This window comes from Desulfosarcina sp. (assembly GCF_055467485.1).
In genome coordinates, this window is record NZ_JBUOIV010000030.1 from 20,968 (window position 1) to 38,199 (window position 17,232).

Annotated in this window: 14 protein-coding genes; 4 read left to right on the plus strand and 10 right to left on the minus strand. The window is 58.1% G+C overall.

Annotated features, from left to right (window positions below):
• Positions 1-120: 120 nt before the first annotated feature.
• The 10 genes from ACZCED_RS14830 to ACZCED_RS14875 all read right to left on the minus strand — a co-directional run bounded on the left by ACZCED_RS14830 (position 121) and on the right by ACZCED_RS14875 (position 12,976).
• Positions 121-585 carry a cyclic nucleotide-binding domain-containing protein gene (locus tag ACZCED_RS14830; RefSeq protein WP_462968679.1) on the minus strand — a complete coding sequence of 155 codons (465 nt, stop codon included), beginning with the start codon at positions 583-585 and terminating at the stop codon, positions 121-123.
• Positions 551-3,346, minus strand: coding sequence for an Npt1/Npt2 family nucleotide transporter (locus ACZCED_RS14835; RefSeq protein WP_464861106.1), 2,796 nt, complete (start codon positions 3,344-3,346; stop codon positions 551-553). Before ACZCED_RS14835 ends, ACZCED_RS14830 begins: the two co-directional genes overlap by 35 nt.
• Positions 3,347-3,442: 96 nt before the next feature.
• On the minus strand, positions 3,443-4,366 hold the full coding sequence (locus tag ACZCED_RS14840) for a formylglycine-generating enzyme family protein (RefSeq protein WP_462968681.1): 924 nt from the start codon (positions 4,364-4,366) through the stop codon (positions 3,443-3,445).
• A gap of 132 nt (positions 4,367-4,498) precedes the next feature.
• Positions 4,499-5,938, minus strand: a complete 1,440-nt coding sequence (locus ACZCED_RS14845) for an adenylate/guanylate cyclase domain-containing protein (RefSeq protein ID WP_462968682.1) — start codon at positions 5,936-5,938, stop codon at positions 4,499-4,501.
• A gap of 425 nt (positions 5,939-6,363) precedes the next feature.
• Positions 6,364-7,347: an ABC transporter ATP-binding protein gene (locus ACZCED_RS14850; RefSeq protein WP_462968683.1), complete on the minus strand. Its 984-nt coding sequence runs from the start codon at positions 7,345-7,347 to the stop codon at positions 6,364-6,366.
• Between the two features lies 1 nt (position 7,348).
• A complete protein-coding gene (locus ACZCED_RS14855) occupies positions 7,349-8,320 on the minus strand; it encodes an ABC transporter ATP-binding protein (protein ID WP_462968684.1) in 972 nt (323 codons plus the stop codon).
• A complete protein-coding gene (locus tag ACZCED_RS14860; protein WP_462968685.1) occupies positions 8,317-9,273 on the minus strand; it encodes an ABC transporter permease in 957 nt (318 codons plus the stop codon). The genes ACZCED_RS14855 and ACZCED_RS14860 overlap by 4 nt, the downstream gene beginning before the upstream one ends.
• A 1-nt stretch (position 9,274) precedes the next feature.
• The gene (locus ACZCED_RS14865; RefSeq protein ID WP_464861107.1) at positions 9,275-10,255 is read right to left on the minus strand and encodes an ABC transporter permease; all 981 of its coding nucleotides are present in this window, start codon (positions 10,253-10,255) and stop codon (positions 9,275-9,277) included.
• Positions 10,242-11,933, minus strand: coding sequence for an ABC transporter substrate-binding protein (locus tag ACZCED_RS14870; protein ID WP_462968687.1), 1,692 nt, complete (start codon positions 11,931-11,933; stop codon positions 10,242-10,244). The genes ACZCED_RS14865 and ACZCED_RS14870 overlap by 14 nt, the downstream gene beginning before the upstream one ends.
• A gap of 32 nt (positions 11,934-11,965) precedes the next feature.
• A complete protein-coding gene (locus ACZCED_RS14875) occupies positions 11,966-12,976 on the minus strand; it encodes an ATP-grasp domain-containing protein (protein WP_462968688.1) in 1,011 nt (336 codons plus the stop codon).
• 228 nt (positions 12,977-13,204) lie between these two features.
• On the opposite strand from ACZCED_RS14875, the gene ACZCED_RS14880 reads away from it, so the two are divergent.
• From ACZCED_RS14880 to ACZCED_RS14895, 4 genes are read left to right on the plus strand one after another with little or no spacing between them, the layout of a single operon-like run.
• Positions 13,205-13,699 carry a ferritin family protein gene (locus tag ACZCED_RS14880; RefSeq protein WP_462968689.1) on the plus strand — a complete coding sequence of 165 codons (495 nt, stop codon included), beginning with the start codon at positions 13,205-13,207 and terminating at the stop codon, positions 13,697-13,699.
• 51 nt (positions 13,700-13,750) lie between these two features.
• A complete protein-coding gene (locus tag ACZCED_RS14885) occupies positions 13,751-14,989 on the plus strand; it encodes an N-acetyltransferase family protein (protein ID WP_464861108.1) in 1,239 nt (412 codons plus the stop codon).
• Positions 14,950-15,894, plus strand: coding sequence for an ATP-grasp domain-containing protein (locus ACZCED_RS14890; protein WP_464861109.1), 945 nt, complete (start codon positions 14,950-14,952; stop codon positions 15,892-15,894). Before ACZCED_RS14885 ends, ACZCED_RS14890 begins: the two co-directional genes overlap by 40 nt.
• Position 15,895: 1 nt before the next feature.
• Complete coding sequence (locus ACZCED_RS14895) at positions 15,896-17,029, plus strand: hypothetical protein (protein ID WP_462968692.1); 1,134 nt, start codon at positions 15,896-15,898, stop codon at positions 17,027-17,029.
• Positions 17,030-17,232: the final 203 nt, after the last annotated feature.

The window sequence follows — 17,232 nt, forward strand, 5'->3', positions numbered from 1 at the left end:
TCAGGGATTTACCAACCTGCATGCACAAAGTCAATCCGCAGGATCATCGTCGGCCGGGTGGTCGAGTGAAGGCTCAACAGCGTCGGCAAAATGGTCACCGATTATCGATCATGGGAACCTTCAGCAGCTTTGGTCTGAGATTTTGCCGTGCAGGCGGCGGATTCTCATGCTGAGAACCCGGCAGACATGCAAAGCGATCTGGGGATACTCGCGCACGATTTCCTGAAGTTCCTGCTTGTTCAGGGTCAGGAAACGGGCGTTCTTCTTTACCCGGATGGTTGCCGAGCGGCGATCATCGCCGAAGAGGGCCATCTCCCCGAAGTAGTCGCCCGGTCCGATACTGTCCAACTCGAATTCCCGTTCCGAATTGCAGTCCTTGATCACCGCCACTTCGCCTTCCAGAATCAGAAAAAGGGTGTCGCCGATCTCTCCTTCCCGAAAAACCATTTCATTCTCGTCAAAAGCCGCCTCCTCAGTAACCGAAGCCACCGCTGCCAGTTCGTTGACAGACAGGTCGGTAAAAATTTCGATATTTTTAAGGTACAGGATTTTATCCGTCAAGGGAATCGCTGTCGCTATGTCCATTACTGTCTCCTGCCCGGATGGGGATTCCGTTTTTTTCAAGCAGTTCTATGGCCGCAAGGGATACGTTCACGTTCTCGTGCTGAACAAGCGCCTGGATCCTGACGGTATCCTCTGGCAATACCGATAGTTGCCGGATCAAGGTGAGCGCCAATACCAGCGTAACCCAGTTTCGGCTGCTCAGCAAGCCGTCAAACAGCGCCCAGTCCGTCGACACTTGCAATTCATTGGGAAAAAGCCTTTGGCCCGCAGCAATACGCCCAGAGACATCCATATCGTCCAGCAGTGGTGTCAGCAAGCGCACCAGACTCTTATCCAAAATGTCATCCATCGCTTCCAGGCTGTTGGATCGCTGGCGTTTGTCCGATGAGAAGATGCTTTTGGCAATCTTTTGCATACGCCCCGATTGATCCTGAGCGGCCAACACCCGCAATGTCGTCTGCAGGGTAAACCAGACCCGCTCATCCAGGTGGACGGCCAGCAGTTCCTGCAGCGCCCCGTCGGACAACTGCCTGACACCCTGGGCTTGAACCGTCAGCTGATAACACGTCTGGGCCTGGAGTTGCACAAAACGGAACACGTCCAGATCCTTGATGGCCATGTCAGATAGCAGGCCGAACAGGGATTCTCTCACTTTTTTCTGGGGAAGTGAAAGCGATTTTACCAGCCGCAGACTGTTCTGGTAGTCGGCATTCCTGATCTTCTCGCGGGCGAGCCCGGCAATCGCCTCGGATTCATCCCCCAACAGCTGGATCACGTTCTTCAAAGCGCCCTCATCTTCAATCTGGTAAACTTCGAGCACGGCGCGCCGCATGCGCGGATCCGGATCCCACAGGCGGAGCACCACCAGGGGGTTTAAGCCCGCCACGCTGATGTTGCGAAGACTATCCAGCACCAGCAGCAAGGTGGTATCATCGGCGGTCAACAAAAGCGCTTTCAGCCGCTCCGCAAAACGGATATCCCGGCAAACCCCGGTCGCAATAATGCCGGCACGCAGGCTGTCAGCGTCTTCAGAGCCCAACCACTTGCCGATGACCGGGCCAAACCGGTCCGGGTCCACCGAATAAAGAGAGCCCACGGCGTGGGCCTTGACATCAAGGGGAAAGGGCATTTCGTATATGCGCCGGTTGAAAGGGGCAAAGATCTCGGGTGATATGCGGTGGCCGGCATCGATCAGGGCGGTGGCCAGTTCAGGTGTCCCTTTTTCGATCAGATCGGTGAAAGATTCGACCGCAGCCGGACCTGACTCATTTGAAAGCAGCTCGATGAGTCCGATACGGGTCTGGATATCCTGCTCTTCCCGCAACGCCGCCAATAAATGGGTGTCCAACCCGTCATAGGCGATGGACCTGAGCAGCTGACCATACCACAGGCGGTTTTCTCCTGAGGAACCGTTAAACCGCCTGACGAGGTTGTCCTGGATTTTCTTGTCGCGAAACACCTGGCCCAGTTCACTGGAATTGAGGGAACGGAAATCGACCCTGTTGTCCGAAACCAGATCCAATAGGATGCCGGCATAGCGTCGCTTGAGCACAAATGGGGCGACCACCCAGGCGAATACAAAAGGCAGGGCCACCAGGGAAAGATACCGCGGGTGGAACAGGGTGTCGGAGAGCAGGATGAGCCCGGATCCGAGGAAAAGGCCGATGCGGACGATGGTGCCCCTTAGAAAAGGCCGGATCATGGCCCGGTAGGACTCCGGGAACAGTCCCGTCACCACTGCTACGGCCGGGATGTTGATCGTGGTGCGGATGATGTTGGCGGACATGCGGGCATACATGGCAGACACGGCATCGAACCGCAACAGGAAGGCAATGAACACCACCAGGTAGTTGAAAGGGTGGAACATCAGGGCTACAGGCAGCCCGAACCGGTCGTAGAGTTTCCCCACGAAGAGCAGAATAACCAGGCTGACGATGTTGAGCACGCCCCTGAAGTAGCCAAAAAACTCGATGAGGCCCGATTCGGTGGCAAACTGCTCATTGACGGCGAAGTTGAACTGATAGTTCATGATGGGAATCACGACGTTGGGCATGAAAGTGAGCACAACCAGGATCTTCACCAGCACCGAGGATTTCATCAGCGGCAGCACTGTCTTGAATTCCTCGATCATGGAGGTGCGACTCTTTTTTCCATGCACTTTTGTCTGCTGGAACAGCAAGGTGGGGTAGCGCTTTCCCATGGCCTGCACGGCCCAGGCGCCAGCCAGTGCCGTGACCATATATACCAGCAGCAGGTTGTCCAAGTGCAGCCAGCGGGCCACCAGTGGCGTGGCAAAACTGCCCAGGATCTGACCGATGACCCCGCCGGCGGTGATCAGCGGGAAAAGACGCTTGGACTGACGCGTGTTGAACAGGTCATTGGCCAGATTCCAGAACAACAGCGCCAGCAGCACCTCGTACTGGGATTTAAGCATGAACAACGCCGGGTAAACCAGATCGATACCGAAGGGAATAATTGCCCGGATACACGCCACGGACAGCCCGCAGAAGATGAAGAGACGTGCCAGGAGCCGGGCGCCGGGTAACCGGGTCATGAACCCGGTCATGACCCCCATGACGAAAAAAGTCACCACGGCGTTGATCATGTTCACGACAGGCATGTATTCAACGCCGTAGCGTTTGAGAAACGCTGTTTCGGCGTAATTGTTAAGGAAAATCCCGGAACTGCGGACCAGAAAAAGCAGGACGACAGTCCACATGAACAGGCCGAGTTCATCCTCGTGAACATTGAACCAGTGGCCTATTTTTGTAGTGATTGCCAACGCGGATCGTCCCTTTCGAGAAGCACGTCTGGTGCCGGTCCGTTTAAACCAGCAGCGGATGCTGCGGGTCAAACGGCTGATACTGACGCTGTTCGGTTATCGGGGCTGAGAAGTGTCGTCCTGCCGGTCAGGCAGCACCATGACCAGCCGGAAGCCGGTGTTCTGCAGCCGGCTCATGGGGTGGCCGAAAGCCCGGTTGGCGCTGCGGCAAGAATAGCCGGGACCGAACCAACTGCCTCCGCGACGGACCCGGTCTCTGCCCGATTCGGTTTCCCAGGGATCGACCACCGAAACGACATCATAACGGGCGAAAAGGTCCTCGCACCACTCCCAGACATTGCCGTGCATGTCAAAAAGCCCCCAGGCATTGGGGGCATAGTGTTTTACCGGTGCCGGACCATCGGAATCAAGGCTCGAAGACCGGTTGACGGAAACACAAGCGTTGTACTTCATGGAATTGTTGGCAAACATGGCCCGGGTACAGTCGATCTTACCGCCCCAGAAATAGGCCGTCGTACTGCCTGCCCGGGCGGCGTATTCCCACTGGGCCTCGGTAGGCAAGGCGTAGCGATCGCCGGTCATCAAATTGAGCTTCCGGATAAATTTCTTGCAGTCGTGCCAGGACACCTTGACCACCGGCATATCTCCGGCGCCCTTCTTCCTGGCAAAAAAGCGCCGCCCCATGACGGCCCGCCATTCATCGACGGTCACTTCGTTGGTCTGCATGTAAAAGGGCCGGGAGATGGTGACCGGATGCTGGACCTCGGAGGCGCCCCGGTGCACTTCGTCGATGGGACTGCCCATGATGAACATGCCGGCGGGGATCAGGACAAACTCCATGCCCAGGGAATTGACCACTTTCTTCTCCTGAGCATAGCCCACTGTTACCAGGCTGTTCCCGAGGGACAGGGCAAAGATCAGGAAGAGTTGCATTAAAATGGTTTGTTTTGGACGCGCCTGAACATGGAACCGTCGTCGTGTACCGGTCGAGATGCTCAGGGTGGTGTGCTGCCCATTCATAATCAGCTCAGGCCTCTATTCTAATACAGTTTAAAAGGAGTTCGCCAGCAGGTCTTCAATCGATTTCCAGTGCGTTTGCATCCCCCGCCACAAGCGGGCGGGGGATGCAAACGCCATAGCGGTTCAGCGGCGTCAGGCTGCCCGGATCCAACGGTTGAGCAGCGCCCTGTCCGCCTGGTCCATATAGGTGACGTGCAACCGGTAGACGGGCGGCTGGCTGGCATTGTCCACATCGACAACCTTGGCGTAGATGTCTGAAAAGCAGTGTGCCTCCTGGCAAAACGTAAATAAGAGCTTTACATTTGTCAACGGCAGGAGTGCTTCTGCGAATTTGACGTCAATAGTGGTTTCATTGAGTTTGCGGGTTTCACCCGTAATGGGGCCGGCAACCACCTTTTTGCCCTCCAGGCGCCACAGTTGAAGGGGCAGGCAGATCTCGACCAACGGATCGGGAGTTTTAAGGGTGAATCGGACATCGTAAGGCGGACCGATGGCGGTCACCGGGTAGCAAACCAGGGGGCGCTTGAGGCCCTTCATCATGACAGTCATGGGCGGTTCCGCCGCCACCTGTGTGCTGACCTTTGCGTAAGTGGCCTCACCCACCAGCACCTGTCCACCGACGGTGTTGGATTCGATACGCGATGCGACATTGACCACAGCGCCGACAATGCCATATTTGGTCCTGGCTTCGGAGCCCAGGTTTCCCACGACCACCGGGCCGGTGTTGATCCCGATCCCCATCTCCAGGGGAGGCAATCCGTCTGCCGCGAAATCCCGGTTCAGATCGGCCAGGGTCTGCTGCATGGCAAGCGCACAGGCAACGGCGCGATTCGGGTCATCGGCTTTCTCCTCGGGTATGCCGAACACGGTGAGGATGGCATCGCCGATAAATTCGTCGATCACGCCGTCGTATCGCTCAATGACCTGGGTCATCGCCTCCAGGTAGCGGTTGAGTATCCGGACCATCTCCTCCGGGTCTCTGGAATCGGACAAATCGGAAAAGCCCCGCAGGTCGGACATGAGCACGGTCACCGTCTGCCGACGACCGCCGATCCGCCTTCCGTCCGGAGACTCCAGTATCTCGTCGACGATCTTGCGGCTCAAATAACGGCCGAAGGTGTCCTTGATAAAGTTGACCAGCTGAAGCCGCTGATTGGACACATTCAGTATCGCTTCCAGCATTTTGGCCCGGGTGGAAACGATCTCCCGGATCTCCACGGCCACATCATCGTCCAGGGGCACATTGTCCACCTCGGGATGAGTCACATCCAGCCGGCGATTTCCCTCGGAAACCGCCTCCATGGGCCGGATGATTTTCCTCTCCAGGAACCGGCGCAGGGTCACCATCATGAATATGAGAATGACGATTACCAGCAGGATGATGCGAACCGCATACCATAGCAGATCCGGCCCCGCCGTGTCCTGGGAGATCATCTTGTATAAAACCGACCAGGCCAACAGAATCATCTCAATGAAGAGGATCCGCCAGAATACGCCGGCCAAAAGAATCTCGCGGATGCCTTTCTCCGGGGCGGTGTTTTTACGGTGATGTATTGACGCGTTAGATTTCATATGACCCATAACGAACAGGTTTGGCAGTCGATTCAACCCGGCAAAAAACAGTCAACGTGTTCGACTTCAGAAAATACGCTACGGTTGCTGCATTCGTCGGTCAAGTCCAAGAACCCTTACATGGTGAACGATCGCCGGGGTCTTTTATGCGCACACGCTCAACGATTCGGGATCGAAAGGTCCTTACCAAGCGGCATGGTCAGCTCGTGGCCGTCCAGCCTCGATAGATAGTGATCAAGATCAGGGCATGCGGAAAATTTCTTGCCGCAGGCGTCCCGAAAGAGAAACCCTCGGCGTGCATATCGAAAATGCGCCGAGGATAATATTTTGAGTACAACGCAAATATCGGTTAAAATAATCGATTTTGAATCGGTCGCCAACTAAAGTAAATCCGTCAACCGGATTAGGCAATGCCCGGCTGCAAACTAAAACAGAAAACAGGAAACCCGGTGGCCGGCGTCAAGCGTCTTCAATATGGGTGCGTGCAGGTTACAGAGATTGTCCACGGCCAGACGGCAGCGGGGGTAGAACAGACAGTGGTCGGTTTCGGGCCGGGGCCTTTCGACGTCACGCAAGGTATCGAACCCGTGACGGTTGCTGCAGCCGAAACGGGGGTGGGCGTCCAGCAGCGCTTTGGTGTAAGGATGTCGCGGATGCATGATGGTTTCCCGGGCGGTTCCCTGCTCCGCCAGCCGTCCCCGGTAAATCACCCCGACCCGGTCGCACAGGTTGCGGGCCGCGGCCAGGCTGTGGGTGATGAACAACATGGTAACGCCGAAGGTTTCCCGCAGGCGGTGCAGCAGCCGGAAAATCTGAAACGAGATGGAGGCATCCAGCATAGACGTCGGCTCGTCGGCAATCAGGAACCGGGGCTCCAATACCATGGCCCGGGCAATGGCCACCCGCTGACGCTGCCCCCCGGAAAGCTGATGGGGATATCGGTTCAGGTAGGCCTCCGGTGGCGTCAATTCGGCGGTCTCGAGGGCTTCGCAGACCCGGATCCGGCGCGACCCCCGGTCCCCGATACCATGGATAACCAGCGGTTCGCACACGGTGTCGAAAATGGAGAGGTGGGCATTGAGGCTCTGGTAGGGATCCTGGAAGATCACCTGTACCTGCTTGGTGAACTCCCGTTTGGCGCGCCCCTTGAGACCCACGATGTTCTCCCCGCCGAACCGGATCTGCCCGTCATCCGGCGTTTCCAGACCCACAATCAACCGGCTGGCCGTCGTCTTGCCGCTCCCGCTCTCCCCGACCAGGCCAAAAATTTCACCGGCATTGATTTCCAGGGATATGCGGTCCAGGGCGACGACACGGCGTCCGGAGGCGGCCAACAATGAACCACCCGAACGGTAGCTTTTGGTCACGTCACTCATCGAAAGAATCGGAGAATCTCTCAGCGCATTCATATCAAGACTGCTCCCCGGCGTGTTGACAGCGCACCCGATGGGTCCTTGACAGGGTCACCCAATCGGCCTTCCCGCGCCGACAGGCGTCGGACGCATTCGGACAATGGGTGTGAACCGGACATCCGCCGGTCATGGCGGGCCCATTGGACGAGGGGCATACCAGACCGGCAAGGTCTGCCGGCTCATCCGAGAGGGTGAGCAAGGACCCCACCAGCATCCGCGTGTAGGGGTGTCCCGGACAGTCCAGCACTTCCTGCCGAAGCCCGTACTCCACCAGAATGCCTGCATGCATCACGCCGATATGGGTGCACACATCCGCCACCACGGCCAGGTCATGGGAGATAAAGATCATGCCGATATTCATCTCCTTTTGAAACGTACCGATGGCGCCCAGAATCTGGTTCTGGACAATGACGTCCAAAGCGGTGGTGGGCTCGTCGGCAATGATCAGCGAGGGGTTGCAGGCCAGGGCCATGGCAATGACCACGCGCTGACGCATTCCGCCGGAGAACTGGTGGGGATAATCCCGAAGCCTGCTCTCGGGAATCTTTACCAGGTCGAATAGGGATCTCGTCCGGTGGGTGACGGCATGTCTGGACAGACCGGGTTCGTGGGTCATGATGGCTTCGGCAATCTGATCCTGAACCCGGTGAACGGGATTCAGCGCATTCATTGCGGCTTGGAAAATCATGGAGATCCGACGCCATCGGATCTGGCGCATTCTTTTTTCACTGACGGTGAAAAGGTCTTCACCTTCAAGACGGGCCTGTCCGGAAACGATCCTTGCATTGGACGCCAACAGCCTCATCAGGCCCATACCGATTGTGGTTTTACCACACCCGGATTCACCCACCAGCCCCAAGGAACCACCCCGCTCCACGCGAAAGGAGACCCCGTCCACCGCCAGGTTGATGCCGGTGGCGGTACGATAGCCGATGCTAAGGTCGTCAACTTCCAGCAAAGCCGTGGTCACGCTTGGGTCTCCTCTTTGCGCAGGCGCGGATCCAGCACGTCGTCCATGGCCCGGCCGGTCATGTAAAAGGCCATCGTGATCAGGGAAATGCAAATGCCCGGCGGCAGCAGCCAGTATGGGGCCTGGAACATGTGGCCGGTCTTCCACACCCACTGGAGCATCATCCCCCAGCTGACCGTACCCGGATCCCCGAAGCCCAAGAAGGCCAGGGCCGCCTCGATGATGATGGCCGAGGTGACCCTGAAGGTCATGTATAGCAGGGCCAGGGGCATCACGTTAGGCAGGATGTGCCGGAAAATAATGCGCAGATGGGAGGCGCCGGACACCCGGGCCGCCTCGATGAAGGGACGGTGCCGCAGGCTCAGGGTCTGGGACCGGATTACCCGCGCAACACCGGGCCAGCGGAACAGGGCGATCATCAGCACGATGACCCAGATATTGAGCTGGCCAAACAGCGCCGACAGGATCAGCACGACCAACAGGGTGGGCATGACCATGATCATATCCGCCAGTCGCATGAGAACCAGGTCCGTGCGCCGGCCTGCGTAGCCGGCCACCATTCCGATGGAGGTGCCGAACAAGATGCTGATCAACGCCGACGAAATGCCCACCATGAAGGCGATACGCGCGCCGGCCAGCAGCTGGCTGAAGATATCCCGGCCAATGTAATCGGTGCCCAGCCAGTGCCGCAGGCTGGGACCGGTGCTATGGGAGATCAGCGGGTCCACACCGGTCATGGGATGGTAGATGGGGTTTACCCATGGCGGGATAAAGCTGGCCGCAGCCATGAGGGCGAATAGCCCAAGCAGGGTTACCCCAATGCGACCGATGGTGTTTTTCCGGTATACCGACCAACCATCCAGAAAACGTTCCAGCCAGTGGGAACGGTGCCTGTCGCTCGTGAGGCAGGGTGTCTTTCCGGGAGCCGTGGGTTGTACCAATCTATTTGACATATCAGTATCTTATCCTCGGATCCAGGTAGGCGTAAAGGACGTCCACCACCAGGTTTGCCAACAGCACCACGATGGCGATGAGCAGGAAGGCCGCCTGGGCCAGGGGGTAGTCGGCATGGCTGACCGAAAAAACCAGCTCCCGCCCAAGGCCCGGCCAGGTGAATACCGTTTCGGTCAAAGCACCGCCGTTGATGGAAAAGGCCAGGCTTAACCCCACGCTGGTCACCACGGGCAAAGCCGCATTGGGTGCCGCGTGGTGGTCCCGGATGGTTTTTTCATCCAACCCCTTGGCCCGGGCGGTGATGATATAGTCGTCCTTCAGCGTTTCAAGCATGCTGCTGCGCATCACCAGCAGGTAGCTGCCGAAATGGATCAGGATCAGTGTCATCAGGGGCAGGGCCATGTGGTGGAGCACATCCAGGGCCTTGACCACGAAACCGGCATCGGGATCGATCCACACCTCCGGCGAGACCATCCCGGTAATTGGAAACCAGCCGACCCAGTAGGCGAAAAACCAAATCATGATCAGGGCCAGCCAGGGCAGAAACAGGGTGTGGCAAAACAGCGCCCCGATCGTCATCAGCGTGTCGGTTCGCTCGCCTTGTTTCCAGGCGGCGATTTTTCCCAGGAATACGCCCAGCAGGGCCGACAGGATGATCGATGTGGTAAACAAAAGGATCGTGTTGGGCAACCGGTTCATCAGGATATGGCTCACCGGTTCACCGTAGTGGAAGGAAACGCCCATATTTCCGGTGGCCGCGTTCTTCAAATAATAGAGGTATTGGGTCCAAACGGGCTGGTCCAGGCCCATGCTCGTCATGAGCAGACGGGCGTCCTCCGGCGTCATGGAGGGATCCACCATCCGCGACACCGGGTCCCCGGGTGCCAGTCGGAACAGGATGAAGAGTACCGTCATGATCACGAAGAAGATCACGGCGATCTCCACCAGTCGTCTGACAATGAATCGCTTAAGTCCCATCATTTTTCACCGGTTTGACCTGGCACATGGACCAGATGTTGCCGATCCCTTCCAGCATCTCCACCCAGCCGTCGAAGCGGTCCGTGCGCACCGCCTCCACCACGGAGGGTTTGTAAAGGGGGATATAAGGCAGGTCGCGTGCGATCAGTTTCTGCATTTCCATCACCAGCACTTGCCGTTTGTAGGGGTCTATTTCGGATGTGGACCGATCGGCCAATTCATCGAAGGCGGAATTGTGGTACCCGCTCATGTTCCAGCCCCGGGCCTTGTCATTGTCCGAATGAAACAGGTTGCGCACATAGTCCGGATCCAGGCGCAGACGCCCGTAACCCAGGATGAAGGCGTCAAAGTCATGATTGCCTTTTATCTGGTCCAGCATGGAAGAGAAGGCCATGGGCCGGGCATAGGCGGGCATGCCCAGTTCCCGGAGCCACTCCTGGATCATCAATCCGCTGGTGGCCCGGTGAGGATCGTAGTCCGCCGGCGGCGTGAGTATGGTGAACCGTTCCAAGGGTTGTCCCCCGGGCAGCCGGATCTCCCTGGCCGGCTGAAGATTTCCGGCGGCATCCACCGGCGGCACCGCCCAACTGTACCCCGCATCGACGAGCACCTGGTAGGCGGCTTTCAGCCGGCTCTCCCGGTTCATGCCGTCCCCGTAGCGCGGCAAGTCCGTGCAGCACCAGAAGCGGTTTTCAGCCGGTACCACCGAAAACATCTTGGTGCCCTGGCCCTGAAGAATCCGCGAGACGATGAATTCCTTGTCGATCAGATAGGCCACGGCCCGCCGCAGAGCGGCATCGCTGAAAGGAGGCCGACGCAGGTTGAAGCCCATGAAATAGAGGGCGCTCTTCTCGTTGGTGAACAGGCGGATTTTTTTCTGCCGGCTCAGATCGGAGATATAGCCGGGCTGGATGGGCCACCAGAACATGTCGATGTCGCCCTTTTTCAGGGCCAGTATGGCCACATCGGAAGTGCCGTAGACGCTGTAGACGAGATCGTCGACAAACGGCCCCAGGGTGCGGCCGTTGATGGTTTGCCCATTGCCGAAAAAATGGGGGTTTTTCTTCAGGTGCAAAAACGCCCCCTGCCGCCACTGCATCAGAGAAAAAGGGCCGGTGCCCACGGGATGCATCACGCGATGGTTGATCAGGGTCGCCAGGGGCTTTTCGGTGTTGTTCGCCTGATCGACAATACCCGACCACTCCTTCTCCTGGACGATGGGTGTGGCCAATGTCCCACTCAGGAAGGCTGCCATGGGCTGTTTCAGGGAGAAGATCACCGTACGGGGGTCCGGCGTGTCGATACGGGCGATGAATTTCCAGCTGGACGCATAGCGGGGCACCTTGAAGGATTGAATCAGGCGCCCGGTAAAGGCGACATCCCGCGAGGTGAAAGGCGTACCGTCCGACCATCGCGCCTGGCGGAGCGTCACCGTGTAAGACAGTGCCCGGGCATCGTACACCGGCATGGATTCAGCCAGCCAGGGCACCAGATCCAGGGTTTCCGGATCATGCACATACAGGGGCTGATAGATCAGGGAGAGGACCTTGCGGGAATTGGCATCGCTGGCCAGCCAGACATTGAGGGTGCGGGGTTCTTCAGCCAGGCCGATTTTCAGGACACGGGAGCCGTCATACTCATGACAGGCAAACACCGCGACAGCCATGAACAAATAAATCATCAGGCAGCGCCACCGATTCACGCGACCCACGCTCAGGCCCGCTTCCGCCGGGGCAAGGGGCTGATGGAGCTTACTTTTTTCTCAATAAATTCGATTACTTTTAACTCCAGTCGGTCATTGTTTAACCGGTTGATCCGCGGGATACCGCCCGGGCTGACACAGTTCACTTCCACCAGTTTGCCGGCAATGATATCGATACCCACAAAATAGAGACCGTCGGCGATCAGTTTATCCTTGATAACCTGGCAGATTCGCCTCTCCCGCGCCGTCACCCGGTGGGCGAACACCTCGCCTCCGGCATGGACATTGGTGCGAAAGTCCCCTTTTTTGGGTTTCCGGCGCATGGCACCGATAATTTCGCCGTTGAGCAAAAGAATCCGAATGTCCCCGTCCTGCTTGACACTTTTCAGGTATTCCTGCACCATGATCGGTTCACGCCGGGCATAGGATTCATAGGCCCGCACATAATAGTGGATCAGGGAGTTCAGGTTCATCCGGTCCCGGGTGCTCACCTTGATCACCCCCTCTCCGCCAAACCGCTGAAGGGGTTTGACCACCATGGCCCCGCCGAAATCGTCAATGATCTTGCGCAGGCGCGAGGGGTCCCTGGACACATGCGTCTCGGGAATGATCTCCGGAAAATTGAGGATGTAGAGCTTGCTGTTGCCCAGGATCTGTCCGGTGGTGCTGTTGAGGATGAAGACGTGATTGTTGACGGTCTGTAAAAACTCCATGATCTGGTAGTTGAGCGGCGGGTTGCTGCGCAGAAACAGGGCGTCGAGCTGGGTGATGGCTTCGAAGATGAGGTGGTCCTGCTTGGTGCAGCGGATGACCGCCTGCCAATATGCCGCCATGTCGAGGCCCGGTTTCACCGTTATGTTACGCATGCGGGCCACGACCTGTCCGTTGCGGATATAGACATCGTGGGGCTCTAAAAAATAGACCGCGTGCCCCCGCTCGTTGCATGCGTACATCAGGTGACTGGTAGTCTCGTTCTCCGGCTGGATGCTTTCCAGCGGGTCCATCAGGTACGCGATCTTCATGGCAAGGTCATTCCTTTATCAGGATGCATGACAGGATGATTTTATTTACTTCAATTTAAACCAATTAGCAACCCTCGGCTACGGAGCGCCATGACTGGGGTCCGCCGGGCCCTTTGCAATTGACACCACCGCGCAAATTCCCTATGGTTCTGGCCATCGTAGCGTTCGCCAAATCCATTCAGGCCCGGCACCACGATTCCTGCTAAATATCGCCGAAGAGGTTTTCATATGGCAAAGAATCCGCGGCAGATTATCGACCTGGTTGTCTCTTTTGAAAAAGATCTGGCCGCGTTCTACGCAGACCTCCAATTAAAACCGGCGTTGAAACCGCTGGCTAAAATCTGCCGATTCATGGCGCAGCACTCAGCCATCCATGCCGAAATGGTTGCCAACTATCGCGACAACGCCGTGGTGCCGCAAATCGACACCAAGCCGCTGGAAACCCTGCACGACCGAGTGAAAACCAGCCTGCGCAAAGAGCTGGCCGCCACCGAGGACATCCATGAAGCGGCCCTTAAACTAGCCCAGGCCGAGGAGATTGTCAGCCAGGCCTACGCAAAGATCGCCGGCCATTACGCCCAGGTAGCCGACATCTACCAGATGATTGCAGGCAAGTTCAACGCCCTGGCCGATGATGAGCGCAGCCATCGCGAAACCATCATTCGGGAATATGAACGGCTGAAGCAGACCGGTGCGGATCTGACATCGGACGAAGATCGTTGAGTGCCGGCAACCGGCCACCGGCCGCCTGAGAACCGCTACCGATAATAGAATATGACCGCTGCATCCTCGTTTTCGATTCTGCTGATTCAGCCCACCCCAGCGTCGCCCGGCACGCCGCCGCCGACCCTGGCCCAGGCGAAGAACCTTTCTTGCGCGAGATCGATAAAGACCCACCGGTTGGATGTTCGTCCGGATGGGTCGACCAATGGCGGCAAGCGCCTGCTGGATCGATTGGAGCGACTGTCCGCACGATATCATGCCATCCACTCCTTTAGCTTGGATGAGATCCCGCCGACCCTGTTTAAAGACCTGGTGGCGGCACTCAACGAACGTCGACCGGGGTTGCGCTTGTCTCTCTGCACGGTCATCGATAAAAAAAGTGCTTCCGCTTTCAAGGTTATGGATGAGAGCGGCAGTCTCGTTCAAGTCCAATGGCGACTAACGGGTCCGCTGCCGGATGTCGATTTTTTCAAGGCCTTCTCCCGGGCAGGAATCTGGAACCACCTGGTGCTCGATGGCACGATTGCCTCATCAGCAACCTGCCGTGTAGTCGCCAGCCAGCCGAATATCATCCACTCCTGGGAGATAACCTACACCGGCGATGGGAGTTGCCATGCCAATGGCGTTTACGACCAGGTGCGCCCGCTGCCCGGCTTGCCGTTATGGCAGGTGATGAGCGATCCGGTGAACCGGTTTTTACTGGTGGACCGGCTGAGCAAGGATAGGGTGCTCCGCCTGCGCGTGGATGACGACGGTGAAAGCCTTTTTACGATCGGCGCCTCTCTCGAGTACCACTACCTCCCGCCGGAAGGTCTGCCGGACGGATGCCTGGACGAGATCTGCGCCATGGTTGCGGCCGGAGGCACGGTAGCGTCCACCCATGTCCGGTTCAACCTGGAGCGGGCGCATCTTATCGGTTATGTGCAGGAAAAAGGCGTCATCGTCGGCAATTCCAGCCTCAAGAACCCCAGACCCGAATACATCGAGGCGGTCCAACGTCGGACCGGGCTGGATCTCAGCGGATTCGTCGAACGGGGCTATACCTCGGTGCGTCCGGAATACCGGGGATTGGGCATCGGGACCCGTCTCCTGGAAGGGCTGACCCAGCGGGCCGGCGACCGTAAGATCTTTTCGGTCATCGCCGAGGACAATGCGGCCACCAAGATCATCGCCATACGCAACCGCACCCGCCAGGTGGCCACCTATTTCAGCGAAAAGGCCGGCAAGCCGGTGGGCATCTGGATGCCCGAATGGATCATCGACACCCATGGAAGGAACACGCCAAGGTGAGCCTGTGCATCGGCATCATTACGGTTCAGGGACCCGGCTACCACCCCAACCGCCGACTGCTGGAGGCGGCCAGCAAGGCGGAGCACCAGGGCATGCTCATCCACCCCTACCGCCTGTGGCCGATAACGGCGGCAGGGCAATTGGACGTCACCGGCGCCCATTGCGCCCCCCTTCCCCACGTGGTGCTGCCACGGCAGGGCGCGCAAATCGGCGATGCCTGCCTGGCCCTGATTCACCAGCTCCAACTCATGGGCGTGCCGCTGGTCAATAGTCATGAGGCGGTTTGCATCGCCCGCAACAAATTTCTCACCCAGCAGGTGCTGACCGCCGCCGGCCTACCCTGCCCCGACACCGTTTTGATCAACGACGAATCGGGTTTCTATCGGGCTGTCGGACATTTGGGCGGCTACCCGGTGATTTCCAAACAGTTGAGCGGGCGTCAGGGAGACGGGGTATTGCGGATCATGGACGCGAGCGACGCCCGTCAGCGGGCCCTGCCCGCACTGGATCGACGCCGGGGACTGATGGTTCAGCGCTACTTGCCGGTTGAACAGCGCCGGGATGTTCGTGCACTGGTCATCGGTGGCAAGGTGGTCTGTGCGGCGTCGCTGATCCCGTCAGCAGGCGAGTTTCGGGCTAATTTCCATCTAGGGAGCGACATCAAGGCCACGACACTGTCCTGCGAACTCGAACGCATCGCCGCCGGCGCCGCGACAGTGGTCGGATGCGATGTGGCCGGCGTGGACATGATCGTGGACAAGGATGATCGCCCGTACATCGTGGAGGTGAACTACGCACCGGGCTTCAAAGGCCTGGAGGCGGCCACCGGCCTTGACATCGCCGGCCGCATCATCCAGTTTGCCGCCGACCGGTATCACCGGCAAAGAGAAATCATGGAAGGGTGAAATGAAGCTTTCCAACCTGCATATGCGAAAAAGCGACGGCTTGATCCGGGCCGCGGCATCGGTGGCCTTTGAAGACAGCGATCGGCCGGTGCATGAAATTTTCATCGAAACCGAATCGGCCTACGCAGAGTCGATCTTTGCCAACCCCCACGCCTTTGCCGTGGGCGCCATCATCCCGGCCCTTTTCTTCGGAGAACGGCGGTTGGCTCTCGACGAAGCCATCTGTCCCCGGCTCAAGGAAGGGCTGGAGACGGTCATGGCCCTCATGCATCACTGGACCGATGGCGCCTTTCAACCGCTGACCATCGATGCGCCGATTTCCAGAACGGCCCTGCATGAAGATAAAAACCGTCATGCGGGAATCTTCCTGTCCGGGGGCATGGATTCCCTGGCCGCCCTCAAGCGGATCAAAGACAATTATGCCCCCTCGCATCCGGGGTATCCCAGGGATGCCCTGCTGGTTCATGGGTTCGACATCGGCGGGGTGATCGAGCGGGGTGCGAAGTACCACGTATTCGAACGCGCCAGGGCCGCCATGGCGCCCGTGGCCGCCGACGCCGACCTGGCCCTGATTCCCATCTATACAAATATCCGCCACCTCTGCGACAACCGCGACCTTTGGCTCAACCAGTTCTTCGGCGCCGTGCTGGCCGCGGCCGTCCACGCTTTGTCCCCGCGCATCAACCTGGCCTGGCTGGCATCTTCCTACGACATCCCCCACCTGCACCCATGCGGCTCCCACCCTCTGCTGGACCCGGAATACGGCAGCGCGGATCTTCAGATCCGGCATCGCGATGCCGGATTGTCTCGCATGGAAAAGCTGAATATAGTGGCCGGATGGGATGTGGCCTTCCAGAATTTCCGTGTATGCCTGGCCAACCTGCCGGAAAAGCTCAACTGCGGCCGTTGTGAGAAGTGCGTGCGCACCATGCTGGAGTTGGAGGCCCTGGGCCTTCTGGACAAGACCCGGGCCTTTGAGGAAAATGCCGTCGATCCGGCCTGGCTGGACGCCTTCAGCATTACCATCCGTGTGCGCGAACCCTTCTATGAAGAACTGATAGGACCGCTTCGGATCCGCGGCAGGGGTGATCTTGCAGAAAAAATTGAAGAAAAACTGTCCGACCGGCATAGATGACCGGTCTATACTACCCAGATTCCTTCGGCCGGCTCCATTCCTATTTCTAATAGAATTTGAAGCCGGTCTTTTTTCTTGAGCCAAGATAAGTAGAGATTGTGAATAGGGGAATTGGGTTTTGCGTCAGACCTATCCATTAGGTCCTTGTTAAATTGGCAAATCATGGCAATCCACCAGCATTTTACAATGGTCCTGCACAGAAC

Excerpts from the sequence above, each read along its gene's own strand:
- ACZCED_RS14870 (WP_462968687.1), bottom strand. The coding sequence starts at position 11,933 with ATGATTTATTTGTTCATGGCTGTCGCGGTGTTTGCCTGTCATGAGTAT.
- ACZCED_RS14850 (WP_462968683.1), bottom strand. The coding sequence starts at position 7,347 with ATGAATGCGCTGAGAGATTCTCCGATTCTTTCGATGAGTGACGTGACC.
- ACZCED_RS14895 (WP_462968692.1), top strand. The coding sequence starts at position 15,896 with ATGAAGCTTTCCAACCTGCATATGCGAAAAAGCGACGGCTTGATCCGG.
- ACZCED_RS14890 (WP_464861109.1), top strand. The coding sequence starts at position 14,950 with ATGGATCATCGACACCCATGGAAGGAACACGCCAAGGTGAGCCTGTGC.
- ACZCED_RS14880 (WP_462968689.1), top strand. The coding sequence starts at position 13,205 with ATGGCAAAGAATCCGCGGCAGATTATCGACCTGGTTGTCTCTTTTGAA.
- ACZCED_RS14840 (WP_462968681.1), bottom strand. The coding sequence starts at position 4,366 with ATGAATGGGCAGCACACCACCCTGAGCATCTCGACCGGTACACGACGA.
- ACZCED_RS14865 (WP_464861107.1), bottom strand. The coding sequence starts at position 10,255 with ATGATGGGACTTAAGCGATTCATTGTCAGACGACTGGTGGAGATCGCC.
- ACZCED_RS14875 (WP_462968688.1), bottom strand. The coding sequence starts at position 12,976 with ATGAAGATCGCGTACCTGATGGACCCGCTGGAAAGCATCCAGCCGGAG.
- ACZCED_RS14885 (WP_464861108.1), top strand. The coding sequence starts at position 13,751 with ATGACCGCTGCATCCTCGTTTTCGATTCTGCTGATTCAGCCCACCCCA.
- ACZCED_RS14845 (WP_462968682.1), bottom strand. The coding sequence starts at position 5,938 with ATGAAATCTAACGCGTCAATACATCACCGTAAAAACACCGCCCCGGAG.
- ACZCED_RS14860 (WP_462968685.1), bottom strand. The coding sequence starts at position 9,273 with ATGTCAAATAGATTGGTACAACCCACGGCTCCCGGAAAGACACCCTGC.
- ACZCED_RS14830 (WP_462968679.1), bottom strand. The coding sequence starts at position 585 with ATGGACATAGCGACAGCGATTCCCTTGACGGATAAAATCCTGTACCTT.